The following is a 16,962-nucleotide window of genomic DNA, read 5'->3' on the forward strand; positions in this document are numbered from 1 at the left end:
CCGCTGGCGCTCAGGGCCTCTCCAGGTTGCTGCGTTCTGTCTGGTAGACTGAGCGCACACAGTCATGACCGTGGCCCTGCGTAACCGCTCCGTTATGGTTCTTGTGGCGCTGCTGTGCGTGGCGGCACTGGCAAGCTGCGGCCGTTCGCAGCCGAAGTTGATCGCGCCGGAGGCACGCGCGCCCAAACCGCAGAAACTGCACGGACCGCATCTGTGGGTCAGCATCGCGCCGGACGCTAACCAGGACAGTCCCATCGCTGTGGACCTGGCGGCAGTGACCGATTCGCGCCTGCTGAAGATGCTGACGCAGACGACCGTGAGCAAATGGTTCCAGCAGCGGACGCAGTGGGAACTTGATAACCCCGGCCTGATCACCGTGTATTCGTGGCAATGGGTGCCGGGGCAGCAGGTGACGCCGATTCCGCTCAAGCTGCCGGGCGGGACGAAAGCGGTACTGGTGTTTGCCAACTACCACGACCCGAAAGCACAGGCGCTGGTGCTGAGCCCCGGCGGCGGCGGCCTCGCGCTGCGGCTGCTGGCCGACGGCGTCGCGGGCTATGGGGTGAAGTAGCGCGCGGAGGCGTGGGCGGAGGTTTTGGGGGTGCGGCGGAGGGTGGTGAAGTCGACGTAGACGAGGCCGAAGCGCTGGGTGTAGCCGTCCTGCCACTCGAAATTGTCGAGCAGGGACCAGTGGAGATAGCCGACGATCGGGGTGCCGGCGCGGGCGGCGCGGGCGAGGGCGTCGAGATAGCGGGCGATGAAGTCGGCGCGCTGGGGATCGTGCACGCCACCGTCGAGAGAGGGGCTGTCGCGGCGGGCGCAGCCGTTTTCGGTGATGAAGATGGGCAGGTGGTAGCGCTCGTAGAGCCAGCGCGGCGCCCAGTAGAGAGCCTCGGGCGTGATCGGCCAACCGTTGGCGGTTTCCGGATACCCCGGCGGCCAGGGGCGATGGAGGTAGCGGCCGGAATAGACGTTGGCGCCGAGGAAATCGAGCGGCTGATGGATAACCGCCATGTCGCCTGCGGCGATGGCGGGAGCATCGGGGCCGAGGGCCTCGAGAGTCGCGGCGGGGTAGGTGCCGCGATAGACGGGGTCGAACCACCAGGCGTTTTCATCCCACCAGTGCGCCGCGGTAAAGTGCTCGGGGGATGAGGCGAAGGTGGCTTCGAGGGCGGCCGTGGGGTCGGCGTCCTCCCACGGCAGAGCGGGCGAGATGTCGTTGGGCAAGCCGATGCGCAGCGGCTGCTTGGCGTTAGCACGCAGGGCCTGGACGGCGCGGCCGTGCGCCAGCAGCACGACGTGGGCGGCGTTGAGGGCAGCCTTGCGGTCGAGGCGCAAGCCGGGTGCCTGCACGCCGGCGACGTAGCCGCCGCCGATGAAGGAACGCGGTTCGTTGATGGTGAGCCAGGTGCGGACGCGGTCGCCGAGCGAGCGGGCGGCGAGGGCGGCGTAGTCGGCGAACCAGTCCGCCATCTGGCGCGATTGCCAGCCACTGCGGCGCTCGAGTGCGAGGGGCGTATCCCAATGGAACAGGGTTGCGATGGGCTCGATGCCGGCCTCGAGGAGGGCATCGACGAGGTGCTGGTAGAAATCAAGACCGGACTGATGCACGGTGCCGGTACCATTCGGCAGGATGCGCGCCCAGGCCAGGCTGAAGCGGAAGGCTTTGAGGCCGAGCGCGCGCATGAGCGCGATGTCGTGTGCGTACAGGTGATAGAAGTCGCAGGCGCGAGCGCCGGTTTGGCCATCGGCAATTACGCCGGGACGAGTGACGAATTCGTCCCAGACGGAGAGGCCTTTGCCGGGCGCGTCGGCGGCGCCTTCGATCTGGTAGGCGGAGGTGGCCGCGCCCCAAAGAAAACCGGCGGGAAAGGACGGCGCCTTGTCGGGCTTGAAGTGCCAGGCGAGCGCCGGCGGGAGCACGGCGGTAGCCGCCAAGAACTTTCGTCTTGTCCAATTGCCATCGCTCATGGCGCTATTGTGCTATAGCCTTGCGGTATAAAGCCGATGCTGGTGGCTCGCCACTTTTTGCCCTGGTCGCTCCCGCTGGTCGCTTGGAGTGCGGGCTTCGATTCCCGGCCGGGTCCGCCCGCTGGCGCTCAGGGCTCCTCCAAGCTGCCGCCGCTCGTGTTGAGCGTGGTCGCGAGCATAATTTTTAGTATCTTTCGCCGCTGAAATTATGTCCTAATCCTCAGAGCATGAAAATTTCATTGGCGCTCGGGTGTGCTCTGCTGCTGGGGATGGGAGTCGCAGCGCAGGCGCCGGCAGCGGTGAATCCTTCTCTGTTGGTTCCCCCTCCGGTGAACTGGCTAGCGGTGACGGCGCCGCGGCCGCAGCAGGCACAAAAACCAAAAAAGGCGGCAGGGCCGCCGGGACATCACGTGTTTTATGTGATTCCGGCATATCAGGTGGAATACCTAAAAAACGTGCCGCCCCTCACACCTCACGAAAAGCTTGTAGAGATGGGGCAGGACGTCTACGATCCGATGGGCCTGGCGCTGGCCGGAGCCGAGGTGCTGGTGCTGGAGCACAACCGCAGCTCGGGCTGGTGCGACTACGGCAAAGGCTGGGGAGGGTTTGGCAAGTGCTACGGCTCCGCGCTGCTCGACGCCAATCTCAGCGGCGCGCTGGGCGACTGGGCGCTGCCGGTGTGGTTTCATCAGGACCCCCGGTACTTCCGGCTGGGCACGGGGTCATTTTTGTCGCGTACGGCGTATGCGCTCTCGCGCGTGTTCCTGACGCGCAGCGACCGCAGCGGGGGGACGGTGTTTGACTCCTCGCAGCTATTGGGCACCGTCACCGCAGGGTTCATCTCGAACCTCTACTACCCGAAAGTGGATCGCGGCGCGGGGCTCACACTCAGCCGGATTGAAATTGATTTGGCGGGGACGGCGATTTTCAATCTCGAAGCGGAGTTCTGGGAGGATATCCATAGCGCGCTGTTTCACTAGCTGGTAGCTCGTAGCTAGTAGCTGGTAGGAGGGCGCGGTGGTGGTGGTGGCTCGCCACTTTTTGCCCTGGTCGCTCCCGATGGTCGCTTGGAGTGCGGGCTTCGATTCCCGGCAGGGTTCGCCCGCTGGCGCTCAGGGCTCCTCCAAGCTGCCGCCACGCGAATGGCGGCGCTTACAATCGCCATACAGGCGATTGTATCTCAGGATGATGCAGTGGGTCAGGGGCCGGGAGACAGGGTCCGGTCCCTTACAGGTGCGCGGCGGCGGCTGAGGAGAAGGGCTCCGCCGGCGGCGGCCATCAGGATGATGGCGCCGGCAAGGGCGGCGGGCTTGAGGATCATGATGAGCGTGACGCCGAGGGTGAGTAGCGGAAGCAGGGCGGCGACGGCGCGGAGAAACGGATCGCGGGCCGCGGTGAGATGGGTGCAGCGGGCGCGGGCGATGGCGGCCAGGGCCGCGAGGGCGATGAGACCGAGCAGCGACAGATCGATCCACGGTGTCGTCCAGGCGAAGGCGGTTTGGGTGAGCCAGGCGCCGGTCGCGATGAGCGCCAGGCTGGTCCATAGCAAGCCAGTGCTGGCACGGGCGGTAAGCCGCAGAGCTGCGAGCGCGTCGGCAGTGGTGCGGACTTCCCACACGCGTTCCAGGCTCCAATGAACGTAGGCGGTGAAGAAGAACGCGGCAGCGACGGCGAGCAGGTGGAAATAGAGTAGGATGCCAAACCACGGCATAGGAAAGATGTAACAGGCTGCGGGGGGCGCGTCAATCCGGCTTGTTACAATATGGGCAAGAAGTTATGCTCCCCCCGATTACTGTGCCCCCCGCGGTTGAGCGGCAATTGCTCAATCTAAGCAGCGATGCGATTATAGTGTGCGCGTTCGACGACAACCGCATCGAGTTCTGGAGTGATGGCGCCGAAGCTATGTACGGGTACAGTGCCGAAGAGGCGCTGGGCCACACCACGTTTGAACTCATCCGCACGGAATTCCCTACGTCGCCCGCCGAGATCAAAGCGGAACTGCGCGCGCAGCACGTCTGGGCGGGGGAGCTGGTGCATCGGACGAAGGATGGGTGCGAGGTCCGCGTGGCGAGCCGCTGGTACTGGCACGATGGCGGCAGCAAGCAATTCTTCTTTGAAATCAACCGCGATGTTTCGGCGCGACGCCGCACGGAGGTTGCACTGGATCAGTGCAATCGGGATGTCGGGCAGATGTTGCGCACGCGCGAGCGTTTTATCGCGGCCATCAGCCACGAGTTGCGTACGCCGCTGAATGCGATTCTGGGCTTTTCGGACCTGCTGCTGGAGAACGGTCAGGGGGAGTGGAGCGAGAAACAGCACCGTTTTGTAGAGCATATCCACAGCGGCGGACGGCATATTCTCACGCTGGTGGACGAAATGCTCGATCTGGCGCGCATTGATGCCGGCAAGCTCACCCCTCGACCCATGCGGCTGCAACTGGCTGCAGCGGTGCAAACGACGGTCTATGACATGGAACTGCCGGCGCAGCAGAAGCAAATTGCGCTGACGCAGCAGGTCGCCCCGGAACTTTGGGTGCGTGCGGACGCGGCACGGTTGCGACAGATTTTGGGCAATCTCTTGTCGAACGCGGTCAAGTTTACGCCCGCTCAGGGGCAGGTGTGGATCGATGCCAGCCCGAAGGATGGGTCCATCGAACTAGTGGTCGGGGATACGGGCATTGGCATCGAAGCAGGCGAGCAGGAGAACGCCTTTCAGGAATTCTGGCGTTCCAACCAGGCCGGTCCGCAGTCCGGGGCTGGACTGGGGCTGGCGATCACGCGCCGTTTGGTGGAGGCGCACGGCGGATCGATCCGGTTGGAAAGCGAGGCGGGGCACGGCAGCCGGTTCTTTGTGATGTTTCCCGCAGCCTGAACAGGGTGAAAAACATACTGATTGCCGAAGATGATCCTGCCAGCCGTGAACTGCTGGTGGAGGTCCTGCGCAAGGCCGGCTACAGCGTGGTGGAAGCCAGTGATGGCGCCGAAGCCGTGGCTTTGCTGGACCAGCAGCGGCCGGATCTGGTCCTTTTGGATATCCAAATGCCCAAGCTGGACGGTTTTCAAGTGCTGCAACACTTGCGCCAGCACCTGGCCGCACCCCAGCCACGCGTGGTCGCCATGACCGCCCATGCCCTGGTGGGCAACCGGGAACACGCGCTGGAGCTGGGCTTTGATGAGTATTTGACCAAGCCGATTGAAATTGCCATGCTGCGCCGCCGGATCGAGGAACTGCTGGAAAATGTAGCCGACCAGCCCCCCGAACGTCCCATCCCGTAAGACAATAGGTCTCGGAGGTGAGGCGAGTGCTGCTGCTGGTGCTGGCGTTTTTGGGGGGCGTGCTGACGATCTTCAGCCCGTGCATCTTGCCGGTGCTGCCGTTTGTGTTCGCGCGCGCCGACCGTTCCTTCCGGCGCAGTACGCTGCCGCTGCTGGTGGGCATGGCGGTGACGTTCGCCATCTTCGCGGCGCTGGCAACGGCCGGCGGGCAGTGGATCGTCCGCACCAATGAATACGGCCGGGTCGTAGCTCTGGTGATCATGGCGGCGCTGGGCGTAAGCCTGTTTGTGCCGGCCGTGGCGGAGTGGTTTATGCGGCCGCTGGTGCGCCTGGGGGCGACGCTGCGCGCGCGCGTGCAGCCCTCCGGCGAACAGGCGAGTCCGGCGGGCTCGGTGGTGCTGGGGGCGGCGATCGGCCTGCTGTGGGCGCCGTGCGCGGGGCCGATTCTGGGCCTGGTGCTGGGCGTGGCGGCGCTGAGCGGCTTTTCGACCTGGACGCTGGGCCTGCTGCTGGCCTTTGCCGTGGGCGCCGCAGTTTCGCTCGCCATCGTGATGCTCGCGGGCCAGCGCGTGTTTCAGTCGCTGAAGCGCGGGCTGGGCGCCGAAGCCTGGCTGCGGCGCGCGCTGGGAGCCGTCGTGCTCGCAGCCGTGGTGGCGATTGTCTTCGGCGCCGATACGCAACTGCTGGCGGCCGTGCAGTACGTCAACACCAATGGCATTGAGCAGCGCTTGGTCGCGGTGCTGGCGCACCCGCGGCCGGTGAGAGCCGCGGCTGCATTTACCGGCGCGGGCCCCAGCGCGGCTTCGCCGCGCGTCCCGCTTGTGCTCGGCGCGGCCGGGGACCCCGTTCGCCCCAGCCGCGCCTCCGCGCCGCAGGTGCAGCAAGTCAAGCTCGACAACGAAGGGCCGATGCCGTCGCTCAGCGGAGCGACAGGCTGGCTCAACTCGCAACGGCTGACGCGAAAGAGCCTGCGCGGCAAAGTGGTGCTGATCGATTTCTGGACGTACTCCTGCATCAACTGCCTGCGCTCGCTGCCCTACATCGAAGGCTGGGCGCAGAAGTATAAGAGCCAGGGGTTGGTGGTGATTGGCGTGCATTCGCCCGAATTCGCCTTCGAACGCGATCTGAGCAACGTGCGCGCTGCGGTCGGGCGGCTGAAGCTGACGTTCCCCATCGCGGTCGACAGCGACCACAAAATCTGGAACGCCTTCAACAACGAATACTGGCCGGCGGATTACTTCGTCGACGCCAACGGGAACATTCGCTTTCATCACTTTGGTGAAGGCCAATATGGCGAGTCGGAGCGCGTGATTCAGGAGTTGCTGGCCGAAGCACATCACCAACAACTTGCGAACAGCGGTGGTTTCGTTGGCGACAGCGGCAACGGCGCCGAAGCCGCGGCGGATGTGCGCCAGATCGGCTCGCCCGAAACCTATATCGGCTATGCGCGCGGCGAACGATTCGACTCGCCCGAACGGCTGCGCATCGACCGTACCGCCACGTATTCGGCGCCGCTGCGGCCCTCGCTGAACCAATGGGGCCTGAAAGGGACGTGGCACGTGGGGGCCGAGTCCGCGATGCTGGAGCAGGCCAACGGCGAGGTGATTTATCGCTTTCACGCGCGCGACCTGCACATGGTGATGGGTTCGGGCACAGGCAAGCCTATCCGCTTCCGCATCTGGATTGACGGCACCCAGCCCGGCCCCGATCACGGCGTGGATACGAATGCTGCCGGTTTCGGAACGGTCACCGGCTATCGACTGTATCAACTGGTGCGGCAGAGGGGTGACGTGGAAGGCCGGACGTTTACCATCGAGTTCCTGGACCCCGGCGTGAAGGTGTTTACGTTTACTTTTGGTTAGACTGCTGAGCCACCCGCGCGGTACGCGGCTGCTTCTAACCGCGCATCATGGGTGCTCTCAAAGTGGTGCGGGTTGTGCCGCTGCTGCTTTGCGCGGCGGTCGCGGCTGGGGCACAGAGCTTTGTGGCGACCGCGGGCCCGATGACGCAGGCGCGCTCTGACCAGGCGGCGGTGGTGCTCAACAGCGGCAAGGTGCTGCTGGCCGGCGGCGTCGGCAGCGAAACCCAGGGGGCGCTGGCTTCGGCGGAGTTGTTCGATCCCTCGAGTTCGACGTTTAGCCGGACCGGGAGCATGGCTACGGCGCGCGGCGCCGGGGTGCAGGCGCAACTGCTTCGGGATGGCTCGGTGATGGTCATGGGCGGCGGGGCGCTTGGGACGCCGATTACATCGGACATTTACCATCCGGCGACGGGTAATTTCAGCGCTGGACCGGATCTGAGCGCACTCGACGAACTGTACGGCAGCGCGCGGCTGAACGATGGCCGCATTTTTCTGCTGGGAAGCGCGACCAACTGCACTGCAGCGGTGTGCCCGATGGTGGTCTATCTCTACGATCCCAGGACGCAGCAACTGGCTCCGGGCGGCAGCTTGCAGGATCCGCCGGTCGAGCGTCCGGCGATCGTTACGCTCGACGATGGGAAGGTTTTGATCTATAACGGTTTCCCGGCAGCTCCGGGCCCTACCTCGCCGACCAACGATTACTGGATCTACGATCCCAGCACGGGGACGGCGGCGCAATATGTGGCATCGACCATTCCCGTCGCCGGCGCGGCGGCGGTGAAGCTGAAGGACGGCACGGTTCTGATTTGCGGCGGAGGCAGTCACGATTCGGGATTTCACAAAGAATGCGAGCTCTACGACCCGGCGAACAACACCGTGCGGTATACGACAGGCACGATGGCGGAGGCGCGCAACGCAGCCCGAGCGGTGCTGCTGGACGACGGGCGCGCGCTCATCGCCGGCGGTCTGAATTTGACGGAAAGCGGGCCGGACGTGGAAATTTACAACCCCCAGATCCAGACCTTCAGTTCGGCGGGTAACTTCAATACCGAGCGCTCTGAGTTTTCCGCTTCTCTGCTCGCGAACGGCAGCGTGCTGTTTGCCGGCGGCCTCGACGATAGCCTCACGGCGCTGAAGAGCGCGGAGGTGTTTCAGTCCGTGCCGGTGCTGCCGGGTTTTTCCTTGTCGGCAGACACCACCATCGCCACCGTTAATACCGGTTCGGCCGCGACCTTTCACATCACCGTGCAGGGCAGCTCCGGTTTCAGCGGGAGCATTGCGCTGGGCTGCTCGGGTAATAACGCGCTCACGTGCGCCTTCGCGCCCGCAACGCTGAGCCCGGGCGCGACCAGCACGCTGACGGTGACTGGCTTCAACCTGAGCGCGGGCGGGCTGGTCAAGTTCAGTGTCACCGGGACGAGCGGCTCGACCACCCACACGCTGGCACTGGCGATCGCGCTGGAGCCACCGAAGGCGGTGCTGGCGCCAGCCGCGCTCAGCTTTGGCCATGAAACCACAGGCCACAAGAGTGACGCGCAAACGGTCTCGCTCTCCAACGGCGGCGAGGGCACGCTGCAGATCAGCACGATCGCCACCAGCGGGCCGTTCAGCGAAACCAACGATTGTCCGGCGAGCATTGACAATGGCGCGCCGGGCTGCACCATCACGGTGCAGTTTGCGCCGGTCTCGGCCGGAGCGCAAAGCGGCACGCTCACGATCAGCGACGATGCGCCTTTCTCGCCGCAGGCGGTGCAGCTCAGTGGAACCGGGTTTGCTCCGCCAGCGCCCGCGGTGACGTTGTCGGTCGCCCAGTTGCAATTTGCGGCGCAGGCGGTGGGGGTGGCCGGTTTGCCGCAGCCGGTGATGCTGACCAATAGCGGTTCGGCTGATCTAACGCTGACGTCGATTGCGGCGAGCGGCGACTTTCAGGAAAACGACAACTGCCCGGCCACGCTGGCGGCATCGAAGAGCTGCACGGTGCAGGTCGTGTTTAAGCCGATGGCCGCCGGCAGCCGCGGCGGCACGCTGGTATTTACCGACAATGCCCCGAATAGCCCGCAGAGCGTGGCGCTGGCGGGGATGGGCGAAGTGGCTGCCAGCCCGGGCGCCACGCTCACTCCAGCCAGCCTTACCTTCGCGGCGCAGGCGCTCAGTACCACTAGCGCCGCACAGACAGTGACGCTGGGCAACGCCACTGGCGACAACCTGGTGGTGAACGCCATCGGCACGGGCGGCGACTTTGCAGCAACCAACAACTGCCCGGTGGTGCTGGCGCCGCAGCAGAGTTGCGTCATCACCGTGACTTTTACGCCCACGGCGATGGGCCAGCGGACGAGCGCACTCAGCGTCAATGCCGGCGGAGTCACGTACGCCGTGCCGCTGGCAGGCACGGGCATCGCCGGCGCGGCGGTGGCCATAAAGGCTGCGCCGGGCGGATCGGCTGCCGCGACGGTGAATCCGGGCGATACAGCGGCCTAGAATTTGCAGCTCAGCTCGGGCTCCGGCTTTATCGGCACGGTAACGTTGACGTGCAGCGGCGCGCCTGCGGGCGCGGCCTGCGCCACCAGTCCGAATCCGGCCAACATTGGCGTCGCCCCCACGCCGGTGAGCGTGAAAGTCACGACTACGGCGGCAGCAGCGGTCTTGCCGCTGCCGGATGAGCCCGTGCCACCGCTGGTGTTACTGCTGGGGCTCGCGTCGCTGGGGTTGCTGATGGCGATGTGGAGGAGCCGCCGCCGCTGGCTACTGGGCGGCGTGGCGGCCATGGTCTTGCTGGGTCTGGCGGCGTGCGGCGGGAGCGGCTCCACGCACATCTCCAACGGCGCTGCTGCCACGCCGGCGGGTAATTACACTTTGACCGTAACGGCAGCCTTCGGTGGTACGACGGAAGGCTCAACCCAGCTCAGCTTAGCGGTGCGTTAGGAACAACCTTCATTCGCGCGGGCGTGGCGGGAACTGATCGCGCTCGAGGATGGCCTTGCGGCGTTCGTAGTCTTCGGGCGTGATTTCACCGCGCGCGAGGCGGTGCTGGAGGACTTCGAGGGGTGTGAGGCGATGGTCGCCACGGTTGGGCATCCACCACGCGAAGGCCCAGATGATGATGATGATCCAGACGATCCACCAGATCCACCACCAGCCGCCCCACCATCCGTAGCCGTGCATCCCGGCGTAGATGCACAGTGGCGGGGCTGGGGGATCAGCCTCGCCGCGCCCAGTAACGACACACTACTTAAGCTGTCCTAAGTAGGCGTGTGGCACAGCCACCTCTTGCTGGAGCCGCCCTCCCGCTGCCACCCCAAGCCGCGTGCGGCTTGGGGGCCCCGGCGCTGGTCGGGCTGTGGCTGGGCTTCGCTCCCCGGCAACCGACGCCCGCTGGTGCTCGTGGCGTCTCCAAGTTGCCGCGAGGTGCGGGCGCTACAATTTTTGGAGTGGAGGTTTACGCCAGTTGACAACCAGAGCGCCGCGTAAATCCCGTGTATTGTGGGCCACGCTGGATCCGGCCAGTCTGGATTTGCGGCCGGGTTCGCCTGCCCCGCTGGGTGCGATCTGGGACGGCGAGGGGGTGAACTTCGCCGTCTATTCCTCGGTAGCGCAGAGCGTGCACCTCTGCCTGCGGGAGTTCGAGGGGTTCCGGGAAGCGCGCGTGGCGCTGCTGGAGCACAACAGCCATATCTGGCATGGCTATATTCCGGGCTTGCAGCCGGGGCAAGCGTATGGCTATCGCGTCAGCGCACCGTATGCGCCGGCGAGCGGGCAGCGCGCGAATGACCAGAAGCTGTTGCTCGATCCCTATGCGCGTGCACTGGCCGGCGACGTGCGCTGGGATGATGCGTTGTTTGGCTATCGCGTGGGAGCGCGCAACGCCGACCTCAGCCTCGACCGGCGCGACGATATCGAGCAGGTACCTGCCTGCCTGGTGGTGGACTCACGCTTTGACTGGCAGGAGGATGCTGCCCCGAAGACGCCCTGGCACGAATCCGTCATTTACGAGCTGCAGGTGAAGAACTTCACCGCGCGGCACCCGGGTGTGCCGCCGGAGCTGCGGGGTACGTTCAGCGGGTTGGCGCATCCGGCGGCCATCGAACATCTTAGATCGCTGGGTGTGACCGCGGTGGAGCTGCTGCCGGTGCAACAGCGGCTGTCGGGGCGCGGCTTGGTGGAGCGGGGCTTGAGCGATCACTGGGGCTACAACACCATCGGCTTTTTCGCTCCCGATGCGCGTTTCGCCAGCGTGCCCGGCGATCAGGTGAACGAGTTCAAGCGCATGGTGCAGGCGCTGCATCGCGCTGGGCTGGAAGTCATTCTCGATGTCGTCTACAACCACACCGGGGAGGGCAACCAACTGGGGCCGACGCTGTCGTTCCGCGGGCTGGACAACGCCAGTTATTACCGGCTGGCGGAGGACCGCCGCTTCTACACCGACTACACCGGCGTCGGCAATACCTTCAACACCGCGCATCCGCAGGTGTTGCAACTCGTGATGGATAGCCTGCGCTACTGGGTCACCGACATGCACGTGGATGGCTTCCGTTTCGATCTGGCGACCACGCTGGGGCGGGGCGCGCAGCGCTTCAAGCCCTGGGGCGCGTTCTTTGCCGCGGTGCATCAGGATCCGGTGCTGGCGCAAAGCAAGCTGATCGCCGAGCCCTGGGATCTGGGTCCGGACGGCTACCAGGTGGGCAACTTTCCATTGCGCTGGTCGGAATGGAACGGCAAGTTCCGGGATGCCATGCGCGATTACTGGCGCGCGGCCACCAACGGCCGGTTGGGGGAGTTTGCCACGCGGCTGACCGGCAGCTCCGATTTGTACGAGCCCAGCGGGCGACAGACCTCCGCCAGCGTCAATTTTGTGACGGCACACGACGGCTTTACGCTGCGCGACCTGGTGAGCTACAACGCGAAGCACAATGAGGCCAACGGCGACAACAATCGTGATGGCACGGACGACAACCGCTCCTGGAACTGCGGGGTCGAGGGGGAAACCGATGACCCCAAAGTGCTCGCGCTGCGCACGCGCCAGCGGCGCAATTTTTTTGTCACGCTGCTGCTGTCGCAGGGCGTGCCCATGATCCTGAGCGGCGATGAAATCGGCCACACCCAGAAGGGCAACAACAACGCCTATTGCCAGGATTCCGACATTGCCTGGCTGGACTGGGAGCATGCCGACCAGGAGTTTCTGAGCTTTTGCCGGGGCGTGCTGGCCTTCTATCATGCTCATCCGGTGTTCCGGCGGCGGCAATGGTTTTCCGGCCGCGGACCGCACGGCACCGGTGCCGACATTGGCTGGTTCCGGCCCGACGGCGCGCGGATGCAAGGGGAGGATTGGGACAAAGATCACGCCCTGCAGATTTATATCAACGGCGCGGCCGTGCCCTCGCGGGATGAGGCGGGCGAGCGCATTCTGGATGACAGCTTCTGTCTGCTGTTCAATGCCCGCGCCGAGGAGGTCGAATTCCGTCTTCCGGTGGCGGAAGTCACCGACGGCGCGCAGAGCTGGCGGCAGGTGATCGATACTGCTTCCGGGCAAGTCGAGGCACAAACCCAGGAGCAGCTCGCCGCCCAAGCGTTGGTCAAGCTGGAGGGCCGCTCGCTGCTGGTGCTGCGGCGGATCGCGTGACGGCCCCGCAGTCGGTATACCGGCTGCAGCTCCGGCCCGGCTTCGGGTTCGACGAAGCCGCAGCCGGGGCGGCGGAATATCTGGCCGCGCTGGGCGTTACGCACGTGATGTGCTCGCCCATCCTCGCGGCCGCGCCTGGCAGCCAGCATGGCTATGATGTCGCCGATCCGGAACAGGTGAATCCGGATCTGGGCGGCGAAGAGGGTTTTCGCCGCTGGAATGAGCGTCTGCGTGCGCTCGGCCTCGGTCAGATTGTGGATATCGTGCCCAATCACATGGCTATTGCCACGACGCGGAATCGCTGGTGGTGGGATGTGCTGCGCGTGGGCGAGGCCAGCCCGTATGCGCGCTACTTCGATATCGACTGGCGTAAGTCAGCGCCGCTCGTTCTGCCTTGGCTGAGCCGGCCGCTGAACGCCACGCTGGCGGCGGGCGAACTAAAGATTGAGGATGGCGTGCTGCGCTACGGCACGATGGAGTTTCCGCTCGCCCCTGGCAGCGAATCTGCGGGCGAGCTGAGCGCGGTGCTGGCGCGGCAGCATTACCGGCTGGCGCATTGGAGCGTGGCCGATCACGAGCTTCCTTACCGGCGCTTTTTTGACGTTTCGCATCTCATTGGCGTGCGGGTAGAGGATGCGGAGGTGTTCGCGGCTACGCACCGGCGCGTTCTGGAGTGGCTGGCGAACGATGTGATCGACGGCGTGCGTGTCGATCATGTGGACGGGTTGCGCGAGCCTGCCGCCTATCTGGAGCGCTTGCGCGCCGCCGCGCCGCACGCCTGGATCGTGGTGGAAAAGATTCTGGCGCGGGGAGAAGCGTTGCGCGCGGAATGGCCGGTGGCGGGAACGACGGGCTATGAGTTTCTCAACCGCGTGATGGGGCTGCTGCTTGCGCCCGAGAGTGGCGCGGCGCTCCAAGCCTGCTATGAGGCGTTTACCGGACCACAGCCGCCGTTCGCGGTTGCGGCACTGGAGTCACAGCGGCAGGTCCTGGGCAATCTGCTGCACAGCGAGCTGCGCTGGGTGAGCAAAATGGTGCTGGCGCGGCGCGGGCCATTTGCGGCGCTGCGTGGCCTGACGCGCGTGCAGCTCGATCATGCGCTGGCCGAGCTGGCGGTGCGTTATCCCGTGTATCGGACTTACGCGCCGGCAAGCGGTCCCATCGCGGCCGAAGATCGGAGAATACTGGCGGCGGCGCAGGCGGCGGCCAGCGCCGCGGAACCCGCGCGAGCAGCCATTTACGAAGCTTTACGGGAGCTGCTTGAGCGCGAAGAGAACCGGGCGGTGCTGTTGCGCTTCCAGCAGCTCACGCCGGCGGTCTTCGCCAAAGGCGTCGAGGACACGGCGTTCTACCGCTCCTTCCGGCTGAGCGCGCTGAATGAAGTGGGCGGCGATCCGGGCAACTTTGGCACGAGCTTGACGGAATTTCACGAGGCGTGCGCTGCGGTCGAGCAGCATTGGCCGGCGACCATGCTCGCTACCAGCACGCATGATGCCAAGCGCGGCGAGGATGTGCGGGCGCGGCTGTGCCTGCTCTCGGAGATTCCGGAATCGTGGCAAGCGGCGGCGCTCGCCTGGCAGGAGCACAATCGCACTCGCCACAGCCGAATCGGACCCGATGCGAACACGGAGTATCTTTTCTACCAAACGCTGGTGGGCGCCTGGCCGATCCGCGAGGAGCGCATGCAGGCCTATCTGCTCAAGGCGGTGCGCGAAGCCAAGGCGCATACCTCCTGGCGGACGCCCAACGCCGCTTATGAACACGCGCTGCGCCGCTTCGTGGCCGCAGCCATGGCTGACGCCGCATGGATGCGGACGGTGGAAGCGTTCGTGCAGCCGTTGCTCGACCCCGGCTGGGTCAACTCGTTGACGCAGGTGCTGCTCAAGATGACCGCGCCGGGCGTGCCGCACATCTATAATGGCGCCGAGCTTTGGGATATGCACCTGGTCGATCCGGACAATCGCGGCGCGGTGGACTTTGGTCTGCGGCGGCGGCTGCTAGCCGAGCTGGATCCGGCTCCGGCGCCCGAAGCTATTTGGGCGCGTCGCGCGGAGGGACTGCCCAAGCTCTGGCTGATTCACCGGGCGCTGCAATTGCGGCGCGCGCAGCCGGAAGCGTTTGCCGATTACGCGCCGCTGCGGGCGCAGGGACCGGATGCGGAGCGCGTGGTCGCGTATACCCGGGGCGGAGGGGTTGCCACCATCGCGCCGCGACTGATGATGAATCACGATCCAGTGGAAGCCACGGTGGAACTGCCTGCCGGGCGCTGGCGGAATTATTTGACGGACGAAATGCTGGAGGGCGGCGCGCGGCCTGCCGCGGCGCTGTGGGCGCGCTTTCCCGTGGCACTACTGGCGCGGGAGACGGCATGAAACCGAGGGTCTGGGCGCCGCTGGCGCAGCGGATGGAGATCGAGCACGATGGCCGCCGCGAGGCGATGCAGCCGCACGCGGACGGCTGGTGGATTGCCGCCACCGATCTGCCGCACGGCGCTGACTATGCCTTTTGCCGCGATGGCGGCGAGGCGCGGCCCGATCCACGCTCCCTCTGGCAGCCGAACGGCGTACATGCACCGTCGCGCTGTTTTGATGTCCGGCGCTTCGTTTGGAGCGATGCGGACTTTCGCGCTGCGGCGTTGACGGGCGCGGGGCCTGGCGTGGCTGCGCCACGCCACCCGCTTGACGCTCGGCCGAGCCGGGGGCCCTGGACGCCCCAGCCCGGCCTTCGCGTCTGGCGGAGCGCGGTTCTCTACGAGCTGCATATCGGCACGTTTACTGCGGAGGGCAGGTTCGACGCCGCCATCGGCGAACTCGATCATCTTGCGGCGCTGGGCATTACGCATGTGGAGGTCATGCCGATTGCGGCGTTTCCGGGTGAGCGCGGCTGGGGGTACGACGGCGTGGCGTTGTTTGCCGCACACAGCGCCTATGGCGGGCCGGAGGGATTTCAGCGTTTCGTCGATGCCTGCCATGCGCGCGGCCTGGGCGTCATTCTGGACGTGGTGTACAACCACCTCGGGCCCTCGGGAAATTATCTGAGCACGTTCGCTCCGTATTTCACCGATCGCCATCACACGCCCTGGGGCGAAGCCGTGAACTTTGATGGGCCGTACAGCGATGGCGTGCGGGAGTTTTTTATCGCCAATGCGCGAAGCTGGCTGCGGGATTTCCATTGCGACGGTCTGCGGCTGGACGCGGTACATGCTATTGCGGACAATTCCGCGCGCACGTTTCTGGAAGATTTAGCGGCGTCGGTACGCGTGCTCGAAGCCGAGTGCGGGCGCCCGCTGGTGCTGATCGCCGAAAGCGACGCCAACGATTCCCGGCTGAGCGCGCCGCCCGAGGCTGGCGGCATCGGGCTGACGGCGCAATGGAACGAGGATTTTCATCACGCCTTGCACGCGGCGCTCTCCGGCGAGCGCGAAGGCTACTTTTGCGATTTCGGCTCGCTGGCGGCGCTCGCCGCGACGCTGCGGCGCGGCTTTTACCTGGACGGACGGTATTCGCACTTTCGCCACCGGCGCCATGGGCGGCCGTTCGGAGCGACGGATGCTTCACGGCTTGTGGTCTACGCCCAGAACCACGATCAGACCGGCAATCGCGCGCGCGGCGAACGCCTGAGTCAGCTCGTCTCGCCGGGCCTGCTGCGGGTTGCGGCGGCACTGACGCTGCTCGGCCCCGGCGTACCGCTGCTGTTCCAGGGTGAAGAATTCGGCGCGAAAACGCCCTTTCTGTACTTCACCGATCATGCTGAGCCCGAGCTGGCAGCCGCAGTGCGCCAGGGCCGGCCGCGGGAGAGTCCCGATCCGCAAGATCCGGACACCTTCACGCGCAGCCGCCTGCGCTGGGACCAGCAGGATGCCGGCCTGCTCGCCTGGTACCGCGACCTGATCCGGCTGCGGCGTACGACCGCACTCGCCGGCCACGATCTCGCCGAAGTCCGCGTGCGCTACAGCGAGCGCGACCGCTGGCTCACGCTGGCGCGCGGAGGCTGGCGGGTGGCGTGCAATCTCGCGCCGCAGCCACAGGCGGTGCCGCTCGGCCGGTCTCCGCAGGGCTGGCGGCTGGTGCTGGCGTCGGCGGAGCCGCAAGCCGTCGCTGCGGACGCAGCCACCCTTGCACCCACTTCTGCTGCCGTATTCGCGCCCCGGCAGGGCTGGGGCCCCGGGGCCCCCGGACCTGCCGGGGCGGAAGCGGGTCGCCCGGCGTAGTCGGGCGGGGCCCCGCGCCAATCAAAGT

At 65.9% G+C, this 16,962-nt stretch carries 12 protein-coding genes and 1 pseudogene; 11 read left to right on the forward strand and 2 right to left on the reverse strand.

The genetic code is table 11. The features are described 5' to 3' along the window. Nucleotides 1-64: 64 nt before the first annotated feature. Nucleotides 65-571, forward strand: a complete 507-nt coding sequence (locus tag EPN33_08655; protein ID TAN22328.1) for a hypothetical protein — start codon at nt 65-67, stop codon at nt 569-571. Here the strand turns inward: EPN33_08655 and EPN33_08660 are convergent. Then, complete coding sequence (locus EPN33_08660; protein ID TAN22329.1) at nt 556-1,971, reverse strand: beta-glucosidase; 1,416 nt, start codon at nt 1,969-1,971, stop codon at nt 556-558. The two genes, EPN33_08655 and EPN33_08660, sit on opposite strands and share 16 nt — an antisense overlap. Nucleotides 1,972-2,198: 227 nt before the next feature. Between EPN33_08660 and EPN33_08665 the strand changes: the two genes are divergently transcribed. The 7 genes and pseudogenes from EPN33_08665 to EPN33_08695 all read left to right on the forward strand — a co-directional run bounded on the left by EPN33_08665 (nt 2,199) and on the right by EPN33_08695 (nt 10,029). Next, a complete protein-coding gene (locus tag EPN33_08665) occupies nt 2,199-2,951 on the forward strand; it encodes a hypothetical protein (protein ID TAN22330.1) in 753 nt (250 codons plus the stop codon). 374 nt (nt 2,952-3,325) lie between these two features. Continuing rightward, nucleotides 3,326-3,421 (forward strand): annotated as a pseudogene (locus EPN33_08670) (PE-PGRS family protein). Between the two features lie 326 nt (nt 3,422-3,747). Further along, nucleotides 3,748-4,842, forward strand: a complete 1,095-nt coding sequence (locus EPN33_08675; protein TAN22331.1) for a PAS domain-containing sensor histidine kinase — start codon at nt 3,748-3,750, stop codon at nt 4,840-4,842. Then, nucleotides 4,590-5,246 (forward strand): response regulator, encoded by a 657-nt coding sequence (locus EPN33_08680; protein ID TAN22332.1) that lies wholly within the window; start codon nt 4,590-4,592, stop codon nt 5,244-5,246. Before EPN33_08675 ends, EPN33_08680 begins: the two co-directional genes overlap by 253 nt. 26 nt (nt 5,247-5,272) lie before the next feature. After that, nucleotides 5,273-7,108, forward strand: a complete 1,836-nt coding sequence (locus EPN33_08685; GenBank protein TAN22361.1) for a cytochrome c biogenesis protein DipZ — start codon at nt 5,273-5,275, stop codon at nt 7,106-7,108. 47 nt (nt 7,109-7,155) lie between these two features. Beyond that, entirely contained in the window at nt 7,156-9,585 is a 2,430-nt protein-coding gene (locus EPN33_08690) for a choice-of-anchor D domain-containing protein (GenBank protein ID TAN22333.1), read from the forward strand. A gap of 3 nt (nt 9,586-9,588) precedes the next feature. Beyond that, a complete protein-coding gene (locus tag EPN33_08695) occupies nt 9,589-10,029 on the forward strand; it encodes a hypothetical protein (protein ID TAN22334.1) in 441 nt (146 codons plus the stop codon). A 9-nt stretch (nt 10,030-10,038) separates the two neighbouring features. Here the strand turns inward: EPN33_08695 and EPN33_08700 are convergent, their stop codons facing one another. Continuing rightward, nucleotides 10,039-10,269 (reverse strand): SHOCT domain-containing protein, encoded by a 231-nt coding sequence (locus tag EPN33_08700; protein ID TAN22335.1) that lies wholly within the window; start codon nt 10,267-10,269, stop codon nt 10,039-10,041. A gap of 343 nt (nt 10,270-10,612) precedes the next feature. On the opposite strand from EPN33_08700, the gene glgX reads away from it, so the two are divergent. The 3 genes from glgX to treZ are packed head-to-tail and all read left to right on the forward strand — an operon-like array spanning nt 10,613 to nt 16,934. Next, complete coding sequence (gene glgX / locus EPN33_08705) at nt 10,613-12,724, forward strand: glycogen debranching enzyme GlgX (GenBank protein TAN22362.1); 2,112 nt, start codon at nt 10,613-10,615, stop codon at nt 12,722-12,724. Further along, on the forward strand, nt 12,721-15,096 hold the full coding sequence (treY, locus tag EPN33_08710; GenBank protein TAN22336.1) for a malto-oligosyltrehalose synthase: 2,376 nt from the start codon (nt 12,721-12,723) through the stop codon (nt 15,094-15,096). The genes glgX and treY overlap by 4 nt, the downstream gene beginning before the upstream one ends. Then, nucleotides 15,093-16,934, forward strand: coding sequence for a malto-oligosyltrehalose trehalohydrolase (gene treZ, locus EPN33_08715; GenBank protein TAN22337.1), 1,842 nt, complete (start codon nt 15,093-15,095; stop codon nt 16,932-16,934). Before treY ends, treZ begins: the two co-directional genes overlap by 4 nt. The last annotated feature ends 28 nt before the right edge of the window (nt 16,935-16,962 follow it).

This window comes from Acidobacteriota bacterium (genome assembly GCA_004299485.1).
Taxonomy (GTDB): domain Bacteria; phylum Acidobacteriota; class Terriglobia; order Terriglobales; family SCQP01; genus SCQP01.

What these genes read in the sequence shown, in the direction of transcription:
- EPN33_08655 (TAN22328.1), top strand. Translation starts at nt 65, where the DNA reads ATGACCGTGGCCCTGCGTAACCGCTCCGTTATGGTTCTTGTGGCGCTG.
- EPN33_08660 (TAN22329.1), bottom strand. Translation starts at nt 1,971, where the DNA reads ATGAGCGATGGCAATTGGACAAGACGAAAGTTCTTGGCGGCTACCGCC.
- EPN33_08665 (TAN22330.1), top strand. Translation starts at nt 2,199, where the DNA reads ATGAAAATTTCATTGGCGCTCGGGTGTGCTCTGCTGCTGGGGATGGGA.
- EPN33_08675 (TAN22331.1), top strand. Translation starts at nt 3,748, where the DNA reads ATGCTCCCCCCGATTACTGTGCCCCCCGCGGTTGAGCGGCAATTGCTC.
- EPN33_08690 (TAN22333.1), top strand. Translation starts at nt 7,156, where the DNA reads ATGGGTGCTCTCAAAGTGGTGCGGGTTGTGCCGCTGCTGCTTTGCGCG.
- EPN33_08700 (TAN22335.1), bottom strand. Translation starts at nt 10,269, where the DNA reads ATGCACGGCTACGGATGGTGGGGCGGCTGGTGGTGGATCTGGTGGATC.
- treZ (TAN22337.1), top strand. Translation starts at nt 15,093, where the DNA reads ATGAAACCGAGGGTCTGGGCGCCGCTGGCGCAGCGGATGGAGATCGAG.